Here is a 22,364-nt window from a genome sequence, read left to right on the forward strand (position 1 = left end):
TCCCGGGCGGGGACGGCGGCTTGGGCGGGGCCACGGGCGAACCGGTGGCCGCGGCGGCCGGAGAGCCCGTGGACGCTGCCGCGGCGCCCGCGGCGGCCCCGGCGGCCACCGCCGGGGTCTTCGCGTTGCGCACGGAGCGCAGGGCTCCGCGCAGCCGGTCGCGGGCGCCCTCGCCGGACTCGCCCGTCCCGGCTGTCTGCTTCGGCGGCTTCGCGGCCTTGGGCTGCTTCGGCGTCCGCTTGACGAGGGGGTCCACGGCGGGCGCCGGCGGGATCGCCATGACCTGGGTGGAGTCCGCGGGGGCGGGCACGGGCACGTCGGGGGCCTTGATGACCTCGTTGAGCAACGCCCGCGCCCCGGCGTCGTCGAGGCGCTGTTCCGGGTCCCGGGCGAGCAGCCCGTAGATGACCTCGGTGAGCGGACCGGCGTTCTTCGGCGGGTCGAGCGGTTCGGTCATCACCGCCGTGAGCGTGGCGATGGCCGAGCCCTTGTCGTACGGCGGGCAGCCCTCGACGCTGGCGTACAGCAGCCCGCCGAGCGACCACAGGTCGGCGGGCGGGCCCGGCTTGTGGCCGCGCGCCCGCTCCGGCGAGATGTACGAGGGGGCGCCGACGAGCATGCCGGTGGAGGTGACCGACGGGTCGCCCTCGACCTGGGCGATGCCGAAGTCGGTGAGCACGACGCGCCCGTCCTCCGCGATCAGCACGTTGGACGGCTTCACGTCGCGGTGCAGGATGCCCTGGCGGTGGGCCGAGCGCAGCACGTCGAGGATGGCGAGCCCGACCTCGGCGGCGCGTTTCGGCGTCAGCGTGCCGTCCTCGCGGATGACTTCGGCCAGGGACTTGCCCTCGACCAGTTCCATGACGATCCACGGGCGGTCGTCCTCGTCGACCACGTCGTAGACGGTCACCGCGCTGTTGTTGCGGATCCGTGCGATCGCCTTGGCCTCACGCAGGGTGCGCGTGATCAGCCGGCGTTTCTCGTCCTCGTCGATCGCCGAGGGGAACCGCAGTTCCTTCACCGCGACCGTGCGGCCGAGCGTCTCGTCGTCGGCGCGCCAGACCGTACCCATGCCGCCCCTGCCGAGCACTCCCCCGAGCCGGTAGCGCCCCGCGAGGAGACGACCGTTCTTGTCCCCTTGGGGCTCCCGTGCCTGCTCCGCCTCCGACATGCGTCCCCTCTGCGATCAACCCGCCCTGGCAGAGCGTTCATTGTCCCTCACCCCGGGACCGGTCCTGGTGCCGGGTCCGGGTCCGCCGCGCCGCGGCCCGCCGGGGGAATCCCTCACAGCCTCCTACCAACCGGGCCTCCCCGTCCAGGCCGGACCGGCCCGCCGCCCCGCCCCACCGGGCAGGCGGGGCCCAACTGCCCCGGAGGCAACAGGCGATGGCCGCCGGGCGGGGTTCTTCCGGCCGTCCCCTCGGGCGGCCGTCCCCGGGATCCGCCGCCCCTCGGACCGGCACGGCGCCTCTCGGATCAGCCGCCCCTCGGATCAGCCGCCTCCCCCGGATCCGTACGCCGTCCGGGGCTCCGCGGGACGCCCCTCAGATCGGCACGATGTCCGGTGCGCCCAGCCGGGCCGCGTCCGCCGTGAGGTCGTCGGGCTGGCGCTGCGACTCCCGCTCGGCCTCCACCCGCTTCTCGTAGTGCTCGACCTCCCGGTCGATCCGCCCCTGGTCCCAGCCCAGCACCGGCGCGATCAGCTCCGCGCAGAGCCGGGCGCTGCGGGTGCCCCGGTCGAAGGTCTCGATGGAGATCCGGGTGCGCCGGGTCAGCACATCGTCCAGATGGCGGGCGCCCTCGTGGGAGGCCGCGTAGACGATCTCGGCGCGCAGATAGTCGTCGGCGGCGGGCAGCGGTTCGCCCAGGACGGGGTCGGCGAGGATGAGTTCCAGAATTTCCTCGGTCATTGAGCCGTACCGGTTGAGCAGATGCTCCACCCGGGCGACATGGAGTCCGGTCCGGGCCGCGATCCGGGCGCGCGCGTTCCACAGGGCCTTGTACCCCTCGGCCCCCAGCAGCGGGGTGTCCTCGGTGACGCAGGCGGCGACCCGCTGGTCGAGCCCGTGCACCGCCTCGTCCACCGCGTCCTTGGCCATGACCCGGTACGTCGTGTACTTGCCGCCCGCCACGACGACCAGGCCGGGGGCGGGGTGGGCCACCGTGTGCTCGCGCGACAGCTTGCTGGTGGCGTCCGACTCGCCGGCCAGCAGAGGGCGCAGCCCGGCGTAGACGCCCTGGACGTCGTCCCTGGTCAGCGGGGTGTTCAGGACGGAGTTGACGTGCTGGAGGAGATAGTCGATATCGGCGCTGGAGGCGGCCGGGTGGGCCTTGTCCAGGTCCCAGTCGGTGTCCGTGGTGCCGATGATCCAGTGCCGGCCCCAGGGGATGACGAAGAGGACGGACTTCTCGGTGCGCAGGATGAGGCCGGTGGAGGAGTGGATGCGGTCCTTGGGGACGACCAGGTGGATGCCCTTGGAGGCCCGGACGTGGAACTGTCCGCGCTCGCCGATGAGCCCCTGGGTGTCGTCGGTCCACACGCCGGTGGCGTTGACCACCTGCTTGGCCCGGACCTCGTACTCCGTGCCGCTCTCGACGTCCCGGACGAGCACGCCGACGACCCGCTCGCCCTCGCGGAGAAAGCCGACGACCCGGGCCTGGTTGGCCACGTGGGCGCCGTAGGACGCGGCGGTGCGCACCAGGTCGGTGACGAAGCGGGCGTCGTCCATCTGGGCGTCGTAGTACTGGAGGGCGCCGACCAGGGCGTCCTTCTTCAGCGCGGGGGCGACCCGCAGGGCGTGCTTGCGGGAGAGGTGGCGGTGGACGGGGAGGCCGCGTCCATGGCCGGAGGAGACCGACATCGCGTCGTACAGCGCGACGCCCGAGCCGGCGTAGAGGCGCTCCCAGCCCTTGTGCTGCAAGGGGTAGAGGAAGGGCACGGGCTTCACCAGATGCGGCGCGAGCCGTTCCAGGAGCAGTCCGCGCTCCTTGAGCGCCTCCCGGACCAGGGCGAAGTCGAGCATCTCCAGATAGCGCAGGCCGCCGTGGATCAGCTTGCTCGACCTGCTCGATGTGCCGGACGCCCAGTCGCGCGCCTCGACCAGGCCGGTCGTCAGGCCTCTCGTGGCGGCGTCCAGCGCCGTGCCCGCGCCGACCACGCCCGCCCCCACGACCAGCACGTCCAGTTCGCGTTCGGCCATGGCGGCGAGCGCGAGGGTGCGCTCGGCGGGTCCCAGTGTCGCTGTCCTCACTGCTGCCTCCCGGTGGATCGGGGTGGTCGGACACGGGAGTGCCACCCGGCCGAGGGGCCGGCCGCCCGTGTCCACCTCTCGATTCTGTCCGCGCTCCCCGAGTTCAGCCACCGCCTGTGGACAACACCCCGGTGACCGGAGCGGCACAATGCGACATATAGGTCATATTTACGCCTAGTCTGACATTGCGCTGTCCACAGCAGTTGCGATCTTCGCTCTCCGCATTTAGGGGGTCTTCCTGTATGCCCGCAGACCTCGCCGTCATCGGACTCGGCCACCTCGGCCTGCCCCTCGCCCAGGCCGCCGTGACCGCCGGGATCGACACCGTCGGCTACGACCCCGACCCCCGCCCGTACGCGGAGCTGAGAGCCGGCCGGAGCCCCGTCGAGGGCGCTCTCACCGCCTCCGAGGTCCGCCGCATGCTCTCGGGCGGCTTCCGGCCCACCACCGACGCCGCCGAGCTGGGCCGGGTCCGTACCGCCGTGATCTGCTCCCCCGCCCCGCTCGGCCCCGACCGCACCATCGACCTCACCGCGCTCGGCGACGCCGCCCGTGCCCTGGCCGCCCGGCTGCGCCCGCACACCACCGTGCTGCTGGAGTCCGCCGTACCGCCGGGCACCACCGAGACCTTCCTGCGCCCCCTGCTCGAAGAGGGCTCCGGGCTCGTCGCCGGACGCGACTTCCACCTCGCCTGCTCCCCCGGCCGGCTCGACCCCGGCAACCGCACCCGCACCCTGGCCAACACGCCCAAGGTCATCGGCGGCCTCACCCCCGCCTGCACCGAGTCGGCCGCCGCCTTCTACGGACGGCTCACCGACAAGGTCGTACGGGCCCGGGGTCCGCGCGAGGCGGAGATGACGAAGGTCTTGGAGACCAACTTCCGGCACGTCAACATCGCGCTGGTCAACGAGATGGCGGTGCTCTGCCACGACCTCGGCGTCGACTTCTGGGACGTCGTCCGGTGCGCCGAGACCAAGCCGTTCGGCTTCCAGACCTTCCGCCCGGGACCCGGCGTCGGCGGGCACGGCGTCCCGGTCGACCCGGGCTGCCCGCCCTACGGCGGCCGCACCGCCGGACACCCGCTGCGGATGGTCTCGCTGGCGCAGGAGATCAACGACCGGATGCCCCGTTACGTCATCCAGCGCTGCGCCACCCTCCTCAACGAGCACGGCAAGTCCGTCCGGGGCGCACGCGTCCTGCTGCTCGGCGTCACCTACAAACCGGACACCGCGGACCAAGAGGCCGCGCCCGCCCGGGAGATCGCCACCCGGCTCATCGACATGGGCGCCCAGATCGGCTACCACGACCCGCACGTCCTGGACTGGCGGGTCCGCGAACGCCCCGTCCCGCGCGCCGACTCGCTGTACGAGGCGGCGGCCGCCGCCGACCTGACCGTACTGCTCCAGCAGCACCGCACCTACGACCTCCAGGGCCTCGCGGTGAAGGCCCAACTGCTCCTGGACACCCGGGGGGCCACTCCGGCGGGGGCCGCACACCGGCTCTAGTGCGGGACGCGCGCGAGGTGACGGACCGTCGAAAGATAGTCAGTGACCGGATCCGGACGGTGCTGCTACTCTGCGGCGTCACAGAGAGCACACACGTGCGTATTCCGCGCAGCAGTGCGCAGCCGCCCCAGGGGGAGTCCCACCGTGAGTCAGCCCGTGCAGCCGCCGAACCAGCCCCAGCAGCCCGTCGAGGGCAACCCCTATGCCGGCCAGCCGGGTCAGCCCGCCCCCGCCGCCCCGACCGGCACCCCGTACGGCCAGCAGCCCCCGGCCCCGACCGGCAACCCGTACGGCCAGCAGCCCGGCCAGGGCGCCCCGTTCGGCGGCGGCGCGCCCTTCGCTCCGGCGCCCCCGGTCCGCAACAACATCCTGCTCGGGGTGGCGGTCGCGCTCGGCGCGGCGATCGTCGCGGGCATCCTGTACGGCGTGATCGCGGGCTCCATCGAGCGCGAGGTCGGTTACGCGGCGGTCGGCGTCGGCTTCCTCGTCGGCTTCGCGGCGAGCAAGGTCGGCGGCTCCCACCCGGCGATCATCGCCGCCTCCGCCGTCTTCTCGATCGGCGCGGTCTACCTGGGGCAGCTCATCGGCATCTCGATGATCCTGTCCGATCTGGCGCAGATCCCGTTCTCCGAGGTCGTCGGCGACCACTTCGACACGGTGACCAAGGCCTGGTCGGAAGAGGCCGACTTCATGACGTACGTCTTCTTCGCCATCGGCGCGATCGGCGCCATCGGTGGGGCGAAGAAGGCCGGCTGACACCGCGCAGGACATACGGAAGGGCCCGGACCGCTCGGCGGTCCGGGCCCTTCGCGTACGTACGCGGGAGATCAGCGGCGGTGCTGCGAGTCCGCCACCGTCACCTCGACGCGCTGGAACTCCTTGAGGTCGCTGTAGCCGGTGGTGGCCATCGCGCGGCGCAGGGCGCCGAAGATGTTCATCGAGCCGTCCGGGGTGTGCGAGGGGCCGGTGAGGACCTCCTCCGTCGTCCCGACCGAGCCGAGGTCGACCAGCTTGCCGCGCGGCACGTCCTCGTGGACGGCCTCCATGCCCCAGTGTCGGCCACGGCCCGGCGCGTCGGTGGCGCGGGCCAGCGGGGAGCCCATCATCACGGCGTCGGCGCCGCAGGCGATGGCCTTCGGCAGGTCGCCGGACCAGCCGACGCCGCCGTCGGCGATGACGTGCACGTACCGGCCGCCGGACTCGTCCATGTAGTCGCGGCGGGCGCCGGCGACGTCCGCGACGGCGGTGGCCATCGGGACCTGGATGCCGAAGACGTTGCGCGTGGTGTGCGCGGCGCCGCCGCCGAAGCCGACGAGGACACCGGCCGCGCCGGTCCGCATCAGGTGCAGGGCGGCGGTGTACGTGGCGCAGCCGCCGACGATGACCGGGACATCCAGCTCGTAGATGAACTGCTTCAGGTTCAGCGGCTCGGCGGCGCCGGAGACGTGCTCGGCGGAGACCGTCGTACCGCGGATGACGAAGATGTCGACGCCCGCGTCGACGACCGCCTTGGAGAACTGGGCGGTGCGCTGCGGGGAGAGCGCGGCGGCGGTGACGACACCGGAGTCGCGCACCTCCTTGATGCGCTGCCCGATCAGCTCCTCCTGGATCGGCGCGGAGTAGATCTCCTGGAGCCGGCGGGTCGCGGACTCGGCCGGCATCTCGGCGATCTCGTCGAGCAGCGGCTGCGGGTCGGCGTGCCGGGTCCACAGGCCTTCCAGGTTCAGCACGCCGAGGCCGCCGAGCTCGCCGATCCGGATGGCGGTCTGCGGGGAGACCACGGAGTCCATGGGAGCGGCCAGGAACGGCAGCTCGAAGCGGTAGGCGTCGATCTGCCAGGCGATCGAGACCTCCTTCGGGTCCCGGGTGCGGCGGCTCGGAACGACAGCGATGTCGTCGAATGCGTAAGCCCGGCGGCCGCGCTTGCCGCGCCCGATCTCGATCTCAGTCACGATGTGTGGCCTTTCCCTCTACGTCTGCGCTGACCAGTATCCCCGACGCACACGTGAGGGGCGGTACCGGGAACTCCGGTCCGCCCCTCACCTGCGGTGATGCGTTACTTCCCGCGTTACTTCCGGCTGTAGTTCGGTGCTTCCACCGTCATCTGGATGTCGTGCGGGTGGCTCTCCTTGAGACCCGCCGAGGTGATCCGGACGAAGCGGCCCTTGCTCTCCATCTGGTCGACGGACGCGGCACCGACGTAGCCCATGGTCTGGCGCAGGCCGCCGACGAGCTGGTGGAGGACGTTGGCCAGCGGGCCCCGGTAGGGCACCTGGCCCTCGATGCCCTCGGGGACGAGCTTGTCGTCCGAGGAGACCTCGGCCTGGAAGTAGCGGTCCTTGGAGTAGGACCGGCCCTGGCCGCGGGACTGCATGGCGCCCAGCGAGCCCATGCCGCGGTACGACTTGAACTGCTTGCCGTTGATGAACATCAGCTCGCCCGGCGACTCCTCGCAGCCCGCGAGCAGGCTGCCCAGCATCACGCTGTCCGCGCCGGCGGCGAGGGCCTTGCCGATGTCGCCGCTGTACTGGAGGCCGCCGTCGCCGATCACCGGGACACCGGCGGCACGGGCGGCGAGCGCTGCCTCGTAGATCGCGGTGACCTGCGGGACGCCGATACCGGCGACCACGCGGGTGGTACAGATCGAGCCGGGCCCGACGCCGACCTTCACGCCGTCGACACCGGCGTCGATCAGGGCCTGGGCACCGTCGCGGGTGGCGACGTTGCCGCCGATGACGTCGACGCCGACGCTCGACTTGATCTTCGCCATCCAGGCGAGGGCGTTGCTGTTGTGGCCGTGCGAGGTGTCGACGATGAGGAAGTCGACCCCGGCGGAGGCGAGGGCCTGCGCGCGCTCCAGCGCCTCGGGGCTGGCGCCGACGGCCGCGCCGACCAGCAGGCGGCCCTCGGCGTCCTTCGCGGCGTTGGGGTACTGCTCGGCCTTCTTGAAGTCCTTGACCGTGATGAGGCCCTTGAGGAGGCCCGCCTCGTCGACCAGCGGCAGCTTCTCGATCTTGTGGCGGCGCAGCAGCTCCATGGCCTCGACGCCGGAGATGCCGACCTTGCCGGTGACGAGCGGCATCGGCGTCATGACCTCGCGCACCTGGCGCGTACGGTCCGACTCGAAGGCCATGTCGCGGTTGGTGACGATGCCGAGCAGCTTGCCCGCGCCGTCGGTGACCGGCACACCGCTGATGCGGAACTTCGCGCAGAGCGCGTCCGCCTCACCGAGCGTGGCGTCGGGGTGCACCGTGATCGGGTCGGTGACCATGCCGGACTCGGACCGCTTGACCAGGTCGACCTGGTTCACCTGGTCCTCGATGGAGAGGTTGCGGTGCAGCACGCCGACGCCGCCCTGGCGGGCCATGGCGATGGCCATGCGGGCCTCGGTCACCTTGTCCATGGCGGCCGAGAGCAGGGGGATGTTCACCCGGACGTTGCGCGAGATGAGGGTCGAGGTGTCGACCGCGTTGGGCAGAACCTCGGACGCGCCGGGCAACAGCAGCACGTCGTCGTAGGTCAACCCGAGCGTCGCGAATTTCTCGGGCACTCCGTCGACGTTTGCAGTCATGACACCTTCCCCAAATGGCCTTGATCGGTGCGGATGTCCATGCTAACGGCCCCGGGAGGTGTCTCATTCCACGATCAAGATCACTTGACGGTTCTGGAGCTTCGCACGAAGCGGCCGGCGGCGGACGCCGACGTACCGCTACTGCTCGGCGAGCGCCCGGAGCCTGCTGAGCGCGCGGTGCTGGGCGACGCGGACCGCGCCCGGTGACATCCCGAGCATCCGTCCGGTCTCCTCGGCGGTCAGCCCCACCGCGACCCGCAGGACCAGCAGCTCGCGCTGGCTCTCCGGGAGGTTGGCGAGAAGCTTCTTGGCCCAGGCGGCGTCGCTGCTGAGCAGGGCGCGCTCCTCCGGGCCGAGGGAGTCGTCGGGCCGCTCCGGCATCTCGTCGGAGGGGACGACGGTCGACCCCGGGTGGCGCATCGCGGCACGCTGGAGATCGGCGACCTTGTGTCCGGCGATCGCGAAGACGAAGGCTTCGAAGGGCCTGCCGGTGTCCTTGTAGCGCGGCAGCGCCATCAGCACCGCGACGCAGACCTCCTGCGCCAGGTCCTCCACGAAGTGGCGAGCATCACCGGGGAGCCGGTTCAGCCGGGAGCGGCAGTAGCGCAGGGCGAGGGGGTGGACGTGGGCCAGCAGATCATGGGTGGCCTGCGCGTCTCCGTCGACGGCGCGGTGCACCAGGGCACCGATCACCGTGGTCTCGTCATCGCGCATCGAACCATGGTGCCCTGCTGCCACTCGGTCCGCTGCACCGCCTCCGGAGTTGTGCACCGAAGCGTTATGAGCGGGTGCGCCGGATGTCATGTCCTGCGCCCTCCCCTTCCGCTCGACCGAATCGTTCCTGAGGAACTCCACGACTCAAGGATGCGTCATCGGCCGGGAAGCGTCACATGGCACCGCTGGGCGGGCGCCCGGTTACGGGGTGTGGAGCCGGTGGCCCGCTCCGTCCCCCGTCCGCCGGTCTGCGGACGGGGCGCGGTCCGGGCCGCGTCCTCAGCGGACCAGGCCCCAGCGGAATCCGAGGGCCACCGCGTGGGCGCGGTCCGAGGCCCCGAGCTTCTTGAACAGGCGGCGGGCGTGGGTCTTCACCGTGTCCTCGGAGAGGAACAGCTCACGGCCGATCTCCGCGTTGGAGCGGCCGTGACTCATGCCTTCGAGCACCTGGATCTCCCGCGCGGTGAGCGTGGGGGCCGCCCCCATCTCGGCGGACCGCAGCCGGCGCGGGGCGAGCCGCCACGTCGGGTCGGCCAGCGCCTGGGTGACGGTGGCCCGCAGCTCGGCGCGCGAGGCGTCCTTGTGCAGATAGCCGCGGGCACCGGCGGCGACCGCGAGCGCGACCCCGTCCAGGTCCTCGGCGACGGTCAGCATGATGATCCGGGCCCCGGGGTCGGCGGAGAGCAGCCGCCGGACGGTCTCCACACCTCCCAGACCGGGCATGCGTACGTCCATCAGAATCAGATCCGAACGATCGGCACCCCAGCGGCGGAGGACTTCCTCGCCGTTGGCCGCGGTCGTCACACGCTCGACGCCGGGCACGGTGGCCACCGCGCGACGGAGCGCTTCTCGGGCAAGCGGGGAGTCGTCGCAGACGAGGACGGATGTCATGACCGTCCTCCGCAGCTGATGCGCGTCACCTTGAGCCTCCAGGCTGATACAAGTCGTCACCTGTGCGGTCGACCCCCTCGGACATGTGCCCGAGCCGGATATCCGTCAACCGCATCCGTTCCTTTAACGACGGTCACTCGAAAGAGTTACGGGTCGCGCGACCGGGTTCGGCACTCTACGTGAAGGCTCGGACACGGAGGAGAACGGCGCGGGCGATTCACCCGCCAACCGGATCTTCACCCCCTGGCATGCCCTATTTGGCAGCTTTTCTTCCCTTTCGAGGGTGTCTGTGGCTAGATTCGCAATCAGTCATATTTACATCTACTAGCACCGTAGATGTACGGTCGAGACTTCGGTCACACCGATCAGAGACGGTCCGAACACAGCAGGCCGTCGAACACAGACGGTCGAGGATGCCGCTTCCGACGCAGCACAGCTCCGAGGGGACAAGCAATGGCAGATTTCTCCCGCCTTCCCGGACCCAACGCAGACCTGTGGGACTGGCAGCTGCTCGCCGCCTGCCGAGGCGTGGACAGCTCCCTGTTCTTCCACCCGGAGGGCGAGCGCGGCGCGGCACGGAGCGCCCGCGAGACCTCCGCGAAGGAGGTGTGCATGCGCTGCCCGGTACGGGCCGAGTGCGCGGCGCACGCCCTGGCCGTACGGGAGCCCTACGGCGTGTGGGGCGGCCTGACGGAGGACGAGCGCGAGGAGCTGATGGGCCGGGCCAGAACCCGGCTGATCAGCGCGGCGCCCTCCGGGGTACCCGCCGCCGGACCGGGCTCCGGCGCCACCTGACACCCGTACGCCTCAACGCGACGCAGAAACGTTTTTTCAGCACCTTCAGCCATCCGGCCCCCGACCGGTCGCGGCGGGCCTCCGCACGCGCGCCGTGCCCCGCGCCGCCTCAGCGGGCGGCGGTCCGCGCCAGCTGGTCCAGGGTGGCCGCCACCGCCGGGACCCGGGCCAGGTCCGGCAGGGTCAGCGCGACGATCTCCCGCTCGATCACGGGCTCGACCGGCACGGCCCTGGCCCCCTTGGGGCGTACCGACTCGACGGCCAGCTCCGGCAGCACCGCCACGCCCAGCCCGGCCCCGACGAGGCCCATCACCGCCGGGTAGTCGTCGGTGGCGAAGTCGATGCGCGGGGCGAAGCCGGACTCCTCGCAGACCTCGACGAGCTGGCGGCGGCAGCGCGGGCAGCCCGCGATCCAGGACTCGTCGGCCAGCTCGCCGATGGCCACGCTCGAAGCCTCCGCCAGCCGGTGCCCCTCCGGGAGGAGGCCGATCAGCCGGTCGGTGAGCAGCGGCCGGACCACCAGGTCGTCCCATTCGCCGCCGGTCGTCCCGTAACGGAACGCCAGCGCGATGTCGCAGTCGCCCTCCCGCAGCAGGTCCACCGAGCGCGGCGGCTCGGCCTCGACGAGCGAGACGCGGGTGCCGGGGTGTTCGGCGCGCAGGGCGGCCAGCGCGCCCGGGACCAGGGTGGAGCTGCCGCTGGGGAAGGAGACCAGCCGGACCCGGCCGGCCCGCAGTCCGGCGATGGCGGCGACCTCCTCCTCGGCCGCGGTCAGCCCCGCGAGGATGCCGGCGGCGTGCCGCACCAGCGCCTCGCCGGCCTGGGTGAGGCGCATCTCGCGTCCGGTGCGGATCAGCAGCGTGGTGCCGGCGGAGGCCTCCAGGGCCTTCATCTGCTGGCTGACGGCGGGCTGGGTGCAGCCGAGTTCGCGGGCGGCGGCGGAGAACGAGCCGGTGGTGGACACGGCGCGCAGGACACGGAGGTGGCGAGCTTCGATCACCCCTCCATCATAAGAAACTCTTGGAGGAGGGGCGAACTAACGAGGTGCTTCTTTGAGGTAGGGGCGGTTAGCGTATCCGCATGAAGCTGCTGACCGTGAACATCGGCCGTCCCCGCCCCAACGCACAGACCGGCGGCCCGGACGGCCTCTCCGGCATCGACAAGCGCCCGACGGACGGCCCCGTGGAGGTGCGCGACCCCGGGCCCAAGGGCGTCGGCGGCAGCGGGCTGTCCGGGGACGCGGTGTGCGATCTGCGCCATCACGGCGGCAGCGACCAGGCGGTGTACGCCTTCGCCCGGGAGGAGCTGGACGCCTGGGAGCGGGAGCTGGGCGGCCGGAAGCTGGCCAACGGGGTCTTCGGCGAGAACTTCACGACCCAGGGCCTCGACGTCAGCGGCGCGCGGATCGGCGAGCGCTGGCGGGTGGGGGCGGACCTGGTGCTGGAGGTGACCTCGGGGCGGATCCCGTGCCGGACCTTCGCCGAGCACCTCGGGGAGAAGGGGTGGATCAAGCGGTTCACTCAGGAGGGCGTGACCGGCGCGTACCTGCGGGTGATCGAACCGGGCACGGTCCGCGCCGGGGACCCCATCGAGATCGTGCACCGGCCGGACCACGGGATCACCGCCGCCGTGCAGTTCCGGGCGGTGACGACCGACCGCACCCTGCTGCCCTCCCTGCTGGCCGCCGGGGACGCGCTGCACCCGAAGACGCTGAGCCAGGCGCGGGAGTACGTGGCACGGCAGGGCTGAGGGCGGTCGCTCACGAGGTCGGCGGCGCCATCGGGTGACGCGGCGTCACCTGCGCCGCGTCCTCCGGGGCGTTGGCCGGGAACTGGATCAGCCGACGGCGCGTCCACCACCAGTGACCCGCGCCCGAGAATCAGACATCGAGCCGAGTGGCACGTCTCAGGGGGAAGACCATGCCCGATGCGCAGCAGCCCTGGTATACCCCGGGCCCGCCGCAGCAGCCCGTTCCCGGTAACCCGTACGCGTCGGAGGGCGGCGCGCAGCAGGGGTTCGGGATACCGACACCCGCGCCGACGCCACCACCTCCGCCCCCGCGTCGCCGCTTCGGCCGGGGGCCCGTCGTCGCCGCGGTCGTGGCGCTGGTGCTCGTGGTCGTGGCGGGCGGGGTGTACGGCTTCACCGACTGGGGGCGGGACGATCCCGCGAAACCCGTGGTGAAGAAGTCGCCCGGCCCTTCCGGTTCGGCGTCCCCGTCCCGTACGCCCGCGGCGGGCGCCCCGAAGCTGAGCCACATTCCGACGACGGCGGAGGTCGCGGCCGCGCGGAAGCCGGGCGAGGCGTCGGCGTGGATCGCCGACGACAAGACCGATATCCCCAAGCAGATCAACAAGGTCCACGACCTGTGGATCGTCGGCGACACCGCCGTACAGGCCCTGTACCGGAAGGTGACGGCCTACCGGCTCTCGGACGGGGCCGAGGTGTGGAGCGTGACGCTCCCCTCCGCCGTGTGCGAGACCCCGGCGAACCCGACGCCCGACGGCAAGGTCGTGGTGTTCCGGCAGGAGAGGCCCGACAACGAGCGGGGCAATCGCTGCAACCGGATGCAGATGATCGATCTCAAGACCGGGAAGCAGGGGTGGCAGAAGAAGCTCGACGAGCCCGGCGACCAGGACGACACGCTCATCGTCTACAGCGCCATCAGCGGCGACGTGCTGTCCGTCGCCCGGGGCCAACGGGCCGTCACCTACCGGATGGACGACGGGAGCAAGCTCCACAAGATTCCCTCGGAGAAGAAAGGGGCGTGCTTCCCCACCGGTGTGGCGGGCGGCGCCGCCCGGCTGCTGGTGAGTTCCGACTGCATGGTCTCCATGGACCGGGGCAAGAACTACGGCCAGCTGCGCGAGTTCGATCCCCGGACCGGCAAGCTCCTGTGGCGCTACCGGACGAAGACCGGCTGGAGCTTCGGCGCTCTGATCTCCATGGACCCGGTCGTCTTCACCGTCTACAACAACGAGGACACCGCGAAGGACTGGCGGATCACGGTGCTGGACCCCCAGGGCAAGCACCGCGTCACCTTCGACGCCCGGGACAAGGGGTTCGAACACTGTGCCGGAAGCGGGGGCGGCGATGACATCCAGCCCTGCCGGGGCGCCTCGGTCGACAAGGGCCTCATCATGCTGGGCGGCCAGAACCAGGTCGGCGCGTACGACCTGAAGACCGGGAAGTTCCTGTGGGGGATCAAGGACAACCGGCTCCGGATGCTCTATGCCCTGCGCGCGGAGGGCGGCACATCGATGCGCATCTACGAGGCGGCCGGCCCAAGCAGCCCGGGCCGGACGTTCCTCATGGGCCCGAAAGGCGCCGGCACGGAGACCGAGGTCGTGAAGCACCCGGCGGCGACCGCCGCGTGGGAGTACGAGATGTTCATGGGGCACACGGCCTACGTCGACGGACGCCTCGTCCTGACGGCGACGCACATGAGCGGCGACGAGGACAAAAAGCCCGTCCGCGAGGCCCGCATGCTGTCTTTCGCCGCCTCACCCTGACCCGTACTGGGGGATCTCCCCCGGCCGGACCGTAGGGGCCCGGTCGGGGGCGGTTCAGGGCTCTGCCCCATGCCCGGGGGCCGGTCGGCCCGAAATGCTGATGAGCATGGAGAAGACCAGGGGACGACGGCTGAAGCGGGTGCTTGTGACGCTGACGGTCGTGGTGGGGGTGCTCGCGGTGGCGGTCGGCGGCTCGTTCGCGTGGCTGTGGACGAACGCCGACCTGAGCACGGTGGGCAAGGTCCGCTTCGGCAACGAGCTGGCCGTGCCGCCGCTCGCGCCCTCGACGGTGGACGAGGACGGCACGCGCGTCTTCGATCTGCGGATGCAGGCGGGGAGCACGGAGTTCCGGGACGGGGCGGCGACGCCGACGTGGGGGTTCAACGGGGACCATCTGGGCCCGACGCTGCGGGCGAAGCGCGGTGAGCGGGTGAAGGTCCGGGTGCGCAACACCCTCGACGAGGCGTCCGGCGTGCACTGGCACGGGATGCACCTGCCCGCCGCGATGGACGGCGGACCGCACCAGATGGTCGAGGCGGGATCCACCTGGACCCCGCGCTGGAAGGTCGACCAGCCGGCCTCGACGCTCTGGTACCACCCGCATCCGCACGGGGCGACGGAGCGGCACGTGCAGCGGGGTCTGGCGGGGATGTTCCTGCTCGACGACGAGGACTCCGGGCGGCTCGCGCTGCCGAAGACGTACGGGGTGGACGATCTGCCGGTGATGGTGCAGGACGTCACGTTCGACGGCGCGACGTTCGACCACGGGCACCGGTTCCTGGCCAACACCGGCTTCCTGGGCGAGCGGACGATGGTGAACGGCACGCTCGATCCGTACGCCGAGGTCGGCGACGAGCGCGTACGGTTGCGCCTGCTCAACGCGTCGACCGCCCGCATCTACACCTTCGGCTTCGACGACGACCGTGCCTTCGACCTGGTGGGGACGGACGGCGGGCTGCTGGCTGCGCCCGCGTCGATGAACCGGGTGCAGCTGTCGCCGGGTGAGCGGGCGGAGGTCGTCGTGACGATGCGGCCGGGCGAGCGGAGGGTGCTGCGCAGCTACCCGTGGCGCGACGGGAACGGCTGGGAGCGGCGGTTCGACGGGGGCGACGACTCCTTCGACGTACTCCAGTTGCGGGCGGCCGAGCGGCTGCGCCCCTCCCCCGAGGTGCCGGGCCGGCTGGCCGTGGACCGGGGTCTTGAGCTGCCGGAGGCCGGTGACGCGGTGCGCAGCCGCCACTTCGAGCTGCGCAGGTCCGGGATCAACGGGAAGCCGATGGCGATGGGCCGGATCGACGAGACGGTCACCCGGGGCACGACGGAGGTGTGGACGCTGCGCAACGGCGGTGACATGACGCACAACTTCCATGTGCACGATGTGCAGTTCCGGGTGCTGGACGTGAACGGGAAGCGGCCGGAGCCGGCGCTGCGGGGCCGTAAGGACACGGTGGCGGTGCCGATGGGCGCGACTGTGCGGATCGCCCTGCGGTTCGACGGCCCGTCCGATCCGGATGTCCCGTACATGTACCACTGTCATCTGCTGTCGCACGAGGACGACGGGATGATGGGCCAGTTCGTGGTGGTGGAGAGGGGGCAGCGGGCGGGTGAGGTGCCGGACCATGCGGGGCACTAACGTGCCGCGTATGACGACTGCACTGATCACAGGCGCGACGGCGGGTATCGGGGCCGCGTTCGCGCGGCGGCTGGCGGCCCAGGGGCACAACCTGGTGCTGGTGGCGCGGGACACCGCGCGGCTGCGCGAGCAGGCCACCGAACTGCACGACCGGCACGGCATCGAGGCCGAGGTGCTGAGCGCCGATCTGTCCACGGACGGCGGTATCGAGGCGGTCGAGAAGCGGCTCGCGGACCGCAGGCACCCGATCGAACTGCTGGTCAACAACGCCGGGTTCGGCAACAAGGGGCGCTTCCTGGAGGTGTCCATGGCCGACGAGCTGACGATGCTGAAGGTGCACTGCGAGGCGGTCCTGCGGCTGACCTCGGCGGCGGTCGCCGGGATGCGGGAGCGGGGCCGGGGCGGGGTCGTCAACGTGGCGTCCGTCGCGGCGTTCGTGCCGCGCGGTACGTACGGGGCGTCGAAGTCCTGGGTCGTGCAGTTCACCCAGGGCGCGGCGCGGGACCTGGCCGGGTCGGGGGTGCGGCTGATGGCGCTGTGCCCCGGGTTCGTCCGGACGGAGTTCCACGAGCGGGCCGGGATGGGCACGGACAACATCCCGAACTGGATGTGGCTCGACGCGGACAAGCTGGTGGCCTCGGCGCTGACGGATCTGACGCGGGGGAAGACGGTGTCGGTCCCGGACCCGCGCTACAAGGCGCTGATGGGGCTGGTCAAGGTCACCCCGCGCGGGCTGCTCGGCGGGGTCACCTCGCGGACGGGACGCAAGTACGGTCCGCAGTAAGGCAGTAGCGGTACGGGAGTTGCTCGGCCCCGGGGTCCCGCCCCCTCCCGTCTCCGGCCGCCCTGTGATCGAATGATCGTCCGTTGCTCAGGGTTCGATCATTCTGCTCCAGGGGGCTGTCTCCGTGCGCGAAGGTGCTGCTGAACGTCATGACCGGCTGCTGAACCTGGTGCGCGAGCGCGGCACCGTACGCGTCTCCGACCTGGCGGACCGGCTCGGCGTCGCCACGGTCACCGCCCGGCGCGACGTCGAGGCGCTGGCCTCCCGGGGGCTGCTGGAGCGGGCGCACGGTTCGGTGTCCTGGCCCGCCGAACGGGGCCCGGCCGGTACGCCGGTGGGCGGCGGCCCCGTGATCGGGATGCTGGCCCCGGCCGCCGCCTACTACTTCGCCGAGGTGATCCGGGGCGCGCACGAGGCGGCCGCCCGGCTCGGCGCGCGGCTGATCCTGCGGGTCACCGACTACCGCCCCGAGGACGACGCGGCGCACGCGGCCGGGCTGCTGGCGGCCGGGGCGCAGGGGCTGCTGCTGGCGCCGAGCTGGACGGCGCCGGACCACCCCGAGCGGTACGGGGAGTGGATAGCCCGGCTGCCCGGCGAGAAGGTGCTGGTGGAGCGGGAGGGGGCGCCGGGCGGTCCGCTGGAGGGCCTGGACCGGGTGGTCTCCGACCATGCCCACGGGGTGCTGCTCGCCGTACGGCATCTGGTGCGGCTGGGCCACGGGACGCCGATGCTGGTGGCCCGTTCGGACAGCCCGACGGCGCAGGCGGTGCGCGCCGGGTTCACGCGGGCGCTGGCCGTGCTGGGGCTCGCCGGGACGGCTCCGCTGATCGCGACGCTCGCGGCGGACCGCGATCCGGCGCTGTTCGAGCGGTCGGCGCTGGCGGTGCGGGACGCGGTGCGCGAGGGGCGGGCGCGTTCGGTGCTGGTCCACAACGACGAGGACGCCATCCGGCTGGTGCGCCGGCTGGCGGAGCTGGGCGTGCGGGTCCCGGAGGACCTGGCGCTGATCACGTACGACGACGAGGTGGCGGCGCTCGCCGACACCCCGCTGAGCGCGGTGGCCCCGCCCAAACGGGAGGTGGGGCGCGGTGCGGCGGAGCTGCTGGTGGAGCGGTTGTCGGGGCCCCGGTACGCGGGCGGGGACGGGCGGCCGCCCCGGCGGCATGTGGCGCTGCTGCCCGCGTTGCGGGTGCGGGGGTCCTGCGGGCGGCCGGGGGCGGAGGACACCGACCGTCTTGCGACGGTCTGACCCTCTTCACCCCTCCCCGGATCGATCATTATTCGATCATTCAATCTTTCGCTCTTGACTTCGTTCAGGCGGAATCGAAATATCGCGGCTACCCAGCTCGTACCGTCCGTACGTCCGTACAGGAGCCATGCCGTGAGCCGCAGTCGGTCCCGTTCCGTCCAGGCGCTGGTCGGCGCCGCCACCGCTCTCGCCGTGGTCACGGCGTGCGGTGGCGCCGACGACTCCCGCGCCCGAGGTACCGCTGGCGACCCGGTGACCGTGTCCTTCTGGGCGTGGACGAAGGGGTCCCAGGAGGTCGTGGACGCGTTCAACGCGACCCACGACACGATCAAGGTGACGTTCGAGGAGATACCGTCGGGCGGCCTCGGCGGCTACCCCAAGATCGCCAACGCGGTGAAGGCGGGCATCGCCCCGGATCTGCTCTCCATCGAGTATCCGCAGCTGTCCGCGTTCGTCAGCCAGGGGTCGCTCCAGGACATCAGCCCGTATCTGACCGAGGACATCAAGAAGAAGTTCCTGCCGCAGACGATCGAGATGACGACGCTCGGCGGCCGGAACTGGGCGGTCCCCTTCGACGCCGCGCCCCAGATCTTCTACTACCGCAAGGACTTCTTCGCCGAGCACTCCATCGAACCGCCCGCCACCTGGGACGAGTTCCGGAGCGCGGCGGAGCGGGTGAAAAAGGCCGCCCCGAAGACCCGGATCGCCACGTTCTTCCCCGACGACCCGACGTTCTTCCAGGCCATGGCGTGGCAGGCGGGCGCGCAGTGGTTCCGGGCCGGGACGGACGCCTGGCGGATCGACACGACGGACCCGGCCTCCGAGCGTACGGCCGCCTACTGGCAGGGCCTGATCGACGACCGGCTCGTCTCCACCGCCTCCTCGTTCAGCCCCGAGTGGACCGGCTCCCTCAAGCAGGGCACCACCGTCGGCTACCTCGGCGCGTCCTGGGGCGCGGGCGTCCTCGCGGGCATCGTGCCCGAGCAGAAGGGGAAGTGGGCGGCGGTGCGGCTGCCGAGCCCGGAGGCGGACCGGCCGGCCAGCGGGATGGTCGGCGGCTCGACGTTCGCCGTCAGCAAGGGCAGTTCCAAGACCGCGGCCGCCGTCGAGTTCGCGCTGTGGATGGCGACGCACGAGGACGCGATCAACGCCCGGATCGGGGCGAGCACGTCGAGCGCGCTGCCCGCGTCGCCCGCCATGGTGCCGATCGCGAAGCGGGCGTTCGACACGAGTTTCTACGGCGGCCAGGACCTGTACGGGCTGTTCGAGGAGGCGGGCCGGTCCATCGGGCCCCAGTGGGTGTGGGGCCCGAGCCCCGGCGCGACCAACTCCGCGCTGGGCGACGAGCTGGGCGCGGTCGTCGGCGGCGGCTCGACGCTGCCGCGCACGCTCAGGAAGGCCCACGAGGCCACGGTCGCCGACCTGCGGAAGCGGGGCCTGAAGGTGGAGGAGGTGTCATGAGCGGCAACGGCAGAAGGCAGGCGCCGAAGGCGTTGAGCGCCCACGACACCGAACGGCGCGGAGCCGGTCGCGCCGAGGTGCCGGGCCCCCGCACCGGGCCCGCCCCGGGCTCCGCCCGTACCGACGAGCGCGGCGCGAAGGCGCGCGGCCTCACCGCCCGTACCGACGGACGCCGCTCGCAAGCGCCCGCCCGCACCCCGCGCCGCTCCACCGCCCTCAGCTCCCGCACCCGCACCCGGCTGGCGGCCGGCACCCTCCTCGCCCCCTTCTTCGCCCTGTTCACCGTGGCGATGATCGTCCCCGTCGGCTACGCGCTCTGGCTCTCCCTCTTCACCGAGAAGCAGTCCGGTCTCGGCTTCGACGGCCCCCGTACGGTCTTCGACGGCCTCGGCAACTACGCCACCGCCCTGGGCGACCAGGCCTTCCGCGACGGCTTCTGGGTGCTGGTCGGCTACTGCGCGCTCTATCTCCCGCTGATGATCGGCGGCGCGATCGTGCTGGCGCTGCTGCTGGACACCGCGCTGGCCCGGGCCCGCCGCTTCTTCCAGCTGGCGCTGTTCCTGCCGCACGCCATCCCCGGTCTGATCGCCGCGCTGATCTGGATCTACCTCTACACACCGCAGCTCAGCCCGGTCGTGGCCGCGATGGAGGCCGGGGGCGTCGGCTTCGACTTCTTCTCCTCCGAGGGCACGCTGCCCTCCGTCGTGAACATCGCGCTGTGGCAGTGGCTCGGCTACAACGTGGTGATCTTCTACGCCGCTCTCCAGGCCGTGGACCGCTCGCTGCTGGAGGCGGCCACCGTGGACGGGGCGGGCAACTGGCGGATCGCCTTCTCCGTCAAGCTCCCCCTGATCCGCTCGTCCCTGGTGATGGTGCTGCTCTTCACGGTCATCGGTTCGCTCCAGCTGTTCACCGAGCCCCTGATCCTCAGCCGTGGCTCGGGCTCGGCGGTGACCAGCACCTGGACCCCCAACATGTACGCCTACAGCGCCGCCTTCGAACGTAACGACTACGGTCTCGCGGCCGCCGCGTCCGTCCTGATCGCCCTGGTCGCCGCCGTCCTCTCCTTCGCCGTCACGCGCTTCACCAACCGCAGGAAGGAGGCACGCCCGTGATCTCCGGCAACCGATGGCTCTCGAAGTCCGCGGTCAACGTCGTCCTGCTGATCGCCGCCGTCTACACGCTCTTCCCTCTCGTCTGGCTGGTCTCGGCGGCCACCAAGGACGCGGGCAACCTGCTGGGCGGCGACGTCTTCTCCCTCCAGGGCTTCGACCTCGCGCACAACCTCTCCGAGCTGACGGCCTACCAGGACGGCATCTACTTCCGCTGGTACGGCAACTCGCTGCTGTACGCGGGGGCCGGGGCGCTCGGCTGCTCGCTGGTCAGCGTCGCCGCCGGGTACGCCTTCGACAAGTACCGCTTCCGGGGCAAGGAGAAGCTGTTCGCCCTGGTGCTGCTGGGCGTCCTGCTGCCCTCCACCGCCCTCTCCCTGCCGCTGTATCTGCTGGCGGTCGAGACCGGCACCGTCAACACCTACTGGGCGGTGCTGATCCCGGCGCTGGTCAACCCGTTCGGCGTGTACCTCTCCCGGATCTTCAGCGCCGGTTACATCCCCGACGAGGTTCTGGAGGCCGCCCGGATCGACGGAGCCGGTGAGCTGCGCACCTTCTGGTCGGTGGGGCTGCGGATGGTCATGCCGGGGTTCGTGACCGTGTTCCTGTTCCAGTTCACCGCGATCTGGAACAACTTCTTCCTGCCCCTGGTCATGCTCTCCGACAAGGACCTCTATCCGCTCAGCCTCGGCCTGTACAACTGGCACAGCAACGCCAACGCCGACCCGTCCTTCTACCCGATGGTCGTCACCGGCTCCCTCCTCGCCGTCACCCCGCTGATCATCGCCTTCGTCACGCTCCAGCGGCACTGGAAGGCCGGCCTCACCGCAGGAAGCGTCAAATGACCACCACCCCCACCGCTCTTCTCGCCATGGGCCCCGGCATCGCGGACCGCCTCTTCACCCCCGTACGACGGGCCCGCCTCACCGCGCTCGTCGACACCGACCCCGCCCTGGTCGCCCACCGGCTGACCGACCCGACGCCCGAGGTGGCCCGGGCGCTCGCGGGGGCCGAGCTGCTCATCACCTGCTGGGGCGCGCCCCCGCTCACCGCCGACGTCCTCGCCGCCGCGCCCCGGCTGCGGGCCGTGGTGCACGCGGCCGGGAGCGTCAAGCACCACATCACGCCGGCCTGTTGGGAGCGCGGGATCCAGGTCACCTCGGCGGCCGGGGCCAACGCGCTGCCGGTCGCCGAGTACACGCTGGCCGCGATCCTGTTCGCGGGCAAGAACGTGCTGCCCGCCGCCCATCGCTACCGGCAGCTCCGCGCCCCGCACGACTGGCGCGCGGAGCTGGCGGGGCACGGCAACTACCGGCGGTGCGTGGGCATCGTGGGCGCGTCCCGGATCGGCCGCCGGGTGATCGAGCTGCTGCGCCCGTTCGACCTGGACGTGCTGCTCTTCGACCCGTACGTGGACACGGGGGCGGCGGCCCGGCTGGGCGCGCAGAAGGTGGGGCTGGAGGAGCTGTGCGCCCGCAGCCGGATCGTCTCCGTCCACGCGCCCGAACTGCCCGCGACCCGGCATCTGATCGGCGCCGCGCAGCTCGCGGCGATGCCGGACGGGGCGACACTGATCAACACCTCGCGGGGTTCGCTGATCGACGGGGACGCGCTGCTGCCGGAGCTGGTGTCGGGGCGGCTGAACGCGGTGCTGGACGTGACGGAGCCGGAGGTGCCGCCCGCGGGTTCGCCGCTGTACGACCTGCCGAACGTGCTGCTGACCCCGCATGTGGCGGGTTCGCTGGGCGACGAGATCCACCGGCTGGCGGACTTCGCGCTGGACGAGGTGGCGCGGTACGCGAGCGGGCTGCCGTTCGCGGACCCGGTGACGCCGCAGGACCTGACGCGCATGGCTTAGGCGGCCGGACACGCACCGAGGCCCGGTG

General features: G+C 71.8%; 19 protein-coding genes. 12 read left to right on the forward strand and 7 right to left on the reverse strand.

Annotation, left to right across the window (positions count from 1 at the left end; genetic code table 11):
- Positions 1-1,171, reverse strand: a 1,171-nt coding sequence (locus A3Q37_RS32530) for a serine/threonine-protein kinase (protein WP_176711556.1), incomplete at its 3' end; no start/stop codon positions are given.
- Between the two features lie 373 nt (positions 1,172-1,544).
- Positions 1,545-3,251, reverse strand: coding sequence for a glycerol-3-phosphate dehydrogenase/oxidase (locus A3Q37_RS32535; RefSeq protein WP_065490293.1), 1,707 nt, complete (start codon positions 3,249-3,251; stop codon positions 1,545-1,547).
- Between the two features lie 242 nt (positions 3,252-3,493).
- On the opposite strand from A3Q37_RS32535, the gene A3Q37_RS32540 reads away from it, so the two are divergent.
- Both A3Q37_RS32540 and A3Q37_RS32545 read left to right on the forward strand, forming a co-directional pair.
- Positions 3,494-4,756: a nucleotide sugar dehydrogenase gene (locus A3Q37_RS32540; protein ID WP_065490299.1), complete on the forward strand. Its 1,263-nt coding sequence runs from the start codon at positions 3,494-3,496 to the stop codon at positions 4,754-4,756.
- A 144-nt stretch (positions 4,757-4,900) separates the two neighbouring features.
- Positions 4,901-5,512 (forward strand): hypothetical protein, encoded by a 612-nt coding sequence (locus A3Q37_RS32545; RefSeq protein ID WP_255312015.1) that lies wholly within the window; start codon positions 4,901-4,903, stop codon positions 5,510-5,512.
- Between the two features lie 71 nt (positions 5,513-5,583).
- On the opposite strand, the gene A3Q37_RS32550 is transcribed toward A3Q37_RS32545, so the two are convergent.
- The 4 genes from A3Q37_RS32550 to A3Q37_RS32565 all read right to left on the reverse strand — a co-directional run bounded on the left by A3Q37_RS32550 (position 5,584) and on the right by A3Q37_RS32565 (position 9,932).
- The gene (locus A3Q37_RS32550; RefSeq protein WP_065490309.1) at positions 5,584-6,708 is read right to left on the reverse strand and encodes a GuaB3 family IMP dehydrogenase-related protein; all 1,125 of its coding nucleotides are present in this window, start codon (positions 6,706-6,708) and stop codon (positions 5,584-5,586) included.
- Between the two features lie 116 nt (positions 6,709-6,824).
- Positions 6,825-8,327, reverse strand: coding sequence for an IMP dehydrogenase (guaB, locus tag A3Q37_RS32555; protein ID WP_032782905.1), 1,503 nt, complete (start codon positions 8,325-8,327; stop codon positions 6,825-6,827).
- A 138-nt stretch (positions 8,328-8,465) separates the two neighbouring features.
- Positions 8,466-9,041, reverse strand: coding sequence for a sigma-70 family RNA polymerase sigma factor (locus tag A3Q37_RS32560; protein ID WP_065490311.1), 576 nt, complete (start codon positions 9,039-9,041; stop codon positions 8,466-8,468).
- Positions 9,042-9,320: 279 nt separating this feature from the next.
- Positions 9,321-9,932, reverse strand: coding sequence for a response regulator transcription factor (locus A3Q37_RS32565; RefSeq protein WP_003948568.1), 612 nt, complete (start codon positions 9,930-9,932; stop codon positions 9,321-9,323).
- Between the two features lie 453 nt (positions 9,933-10,385).
- Here A3Q37_RS32565 and A3Q37_RS32570 point away from each other — a divergent pair, with 453 nt between their 5' ends.
- Positions 10,386-10,727: a WhiB family transcriptional regulator gene (locus A3Q37_RS32570; RefSeq protein ID WP_006126953.1), complete on the forward strand. Its 342-nt coding sequence runs from the start codon at positions 10,386-10,388 to the stop codon at positions 10,725-10,727.
- Between the two features lie 109 nt (positions 10,728-10,836).
- On the opposite strand, the gene A3Q37_RS32575 is transcribed toward A3Q37_RS32570, so the two are convergent.
- Positions 10,837-11,727 carry a LysR family transcriptional regulator gene (locus tag A3Q37_RS32575; RefSeq protein ID WP_065490313.1) on the reverse strand — a complete coding sequence of 297 codons (891 nt, stop codon included), beginning with the start codon at positions 11,725-11,727 and terminating at the stop codon, positions 10,837-10,839.
- An 80-nt stretch (positions 11,728-11,807) separates the two neighbouring features.
- On the opposite strand from A3Q37_RS32575, the gene A3Q37_RS32580 reads away from it, so the two are divergent.
- The 9 genes from A3Q37_RS32580 (at position 11,808) to A3Q37_RS32620 (ending at position 22,336) form a co-directional block, all read left to right on the forward strand.
- Positions 11,808-12,476 (forward strand): MOSC domain-containing protein, encoded by a 669-nt coding sequence (locus A3Q37_RS32580; RefSeq protein WP_065490315.1) that lies wholly within the window; start codon positions 11,808-11,810, stop codon positions 12,474-12,476.
- Positions 12,477-12,646: 170 nt separating this feature from the next.
- Positions 12,647-14,239, forward strand: a complete 1,593-nt coding sequence (locus A3Q37_RS32585) for a PQQ-binding-like beta-propeller repeat protein (RefSeq protein WP_065490318.1) — start codon at positions 12,647-12,649, stop codon at positions 14,237-14,239.
- A 106-nt stretch (positions 14,240-14,345) separates the two neighbouring features.
- Entirely contained in the window at positions 14,346-15,872 is a 1,527-nt protein-coding gene (locus tag A3Q37_RS32590) for a multicopper oxidase family protein (protein ID WP_141693632.1), read from the forward strand.
- 10 nt (positions 15,873-15,882) lie between these two features.
- Complete coding sequence (locus A3Q37_RS32595; protein WP_065490322.1) at positions 15,883-16,656, forward strand: SDR family oxidoreductase; 774 nt, start codon at positions 15,883-15,885, stop codon at positions 16,654-16,656.
- A 124-nt stretch (positions 16,657-16,780) separates the two neighbouring features.
- Positions 16,781-17,905, forward strand: a complete 1,125-nt coding sequence (locus tag A3Q37_RS32600) for a substrate-binding domain-containing protein (protein ID WP_065490326.1) — start codon at positions 16,781-16,783, stop codon at positions 17,903-17,905.
- A 132-nt stretch (positions 17,906-18,037) separates the two neighbouring features.
- A complete protein-coding gene (locus A3Q37_RS32605) occupies positions 18,038-19,366 on the forward strand; it encodes an ABC transporter substrate-binding protein (protein WP_065490329.1) in 1,329 nt (442 codons plus the stop codon).
- Complete coding sequence (locus tag A3Q37_RS32610; protein ID WP_255312016.1) at positions 19,363-20,481, forward strand: carbohydrate ABC transporter permease; 1,119 nt, start codon at positions 19,363-19,365, stop codon at positions 20,479-20,481. The genes A3Q37_RS32605 and A3Q37_RS32610 overlap by 4 nt, the downstream gene beginning before the upstream one ends.
- The gene (locus tag A3Q37_RS32615; RefSeq protein ID WP_176711557.1) at positions 20,478-21,323 is read left to right on the forward strand and encodes a carbohydrate ABC transporter permease; all 846 of its coding nucleotides are present in this window, start codon (positions 20,478-20,480) and stop codon (positions 21,321-21,323) included. The genes A3Q37_RS32610 and A3Q37_RS32615 overlap by 4 nt, the downstream gene beginning before the upstream one ends.
- The gene (locus A3Q37_RS32620; RefSeq protein WP_065490334.1) at positions 21,320-22,336 is read left to right on the forward strand and encodes a hydroxyacid dehydrogenase; all 1,017 of its coding nucleotides are present in this window, start codon (positions 21,320-21,322) and stop codon (positions 22,334-22,336) included. The genes A3Q37_RS32615 and A3Q37_RS32620 overlap by 4 nt, the downstream gene beginning before the upstream one ends.
- Positions 22,337-22,364 lie beyond the last annotated feature (28 nt).

It is taken from the genome of Streptomyces sp. PTY087I2 (assembly GCF_001687325.1).
Classification (GTDB): domain Bacteria; phylum Actinomycetota; class Actinomycetes; order Streptomycetales; family Streptomycetaceae; genus Streptomyces.

Bases quoted from the DNA above. Each gene is read 5' to 3' on its own strand.
- A3Q37_RS32580 (WP_065490315.1), top strand. From the start codon at position 11,808: ATGAAGCTGCTGACCGTGAACATCGGCCGTCCCCGCCCCAACGCACAG.
- A3Q37_RS32590 (WP_141693632.1), top strand. From the start codon at position 14,346: ATGGAGAAGACCAGGGGACGACGGCTGAAGCGGGTGCTTGTGACGCTG.
- A3Q37_RS32570 (WP_006126953.1), top strand. From the start codon at position 10,386: ATGGCAGATTTCTCCCGCCTTCCCGGACCCAACGCAGACCTGTGGGAC.
- A3Q37_RS32540 (WP_065490299.1), top strand. From the start codon at position 3,494: ATGCCCGCAGACCTCGCCGTCATCGGACTCGGCCACCTCGGCCTGCCC.
- A3Q37_RS32595 (WP_065490322.1), top strand. From the start codon at position 15,883: ATGACGACTGCACTGATCACAGGCGCGACGGCGGGTATCGGGGCCGCG.
- A3Q37_RS32585 (WP_065490318.1), top strand. From the start codon at position 12,647: ATGCCCGATGCGCAGCAGCCCTGGTATACCCCGGGCCCGCCGCAGCAG.
- guaB (WP_032782905.1), bottom strand. From the start codon at position 8,327: ATGACTGCAAACGTCGACGGAGTGCCCGAGAAATTCGCGACGCTCGGG.
- A3Q37_RS32565 (WP_003948568.1), bottom strand. From the start codon at position 9,932: ATGACATCCGTCCTCGTCTGCGACGACTCCCCGCTTGCCCGAGAAGCG.
- A3Q37_RS32560 (WP_065490311.1), bottom strand. From the start codon at position 9,041: ATGCGCGATGACGAGACCACGGTGATCGGTGCCCTGGTGCACCGCGCC.
- A3Q37_RS32620 (WP_065490334.1), top strand. From the start codon at position 21,320: ATGACCACCACCCCCACCGCTCTTCTCGCCATGGGCCCCGGCATCGCG.
- A3Q37_RS32610 (WP_255312016.1), top strand. From the start codon at position 19,363: ATGAGCGGCAACGGCAGAAGGCAGGCGCCGAAGGCGTTGAGCGCCCAC.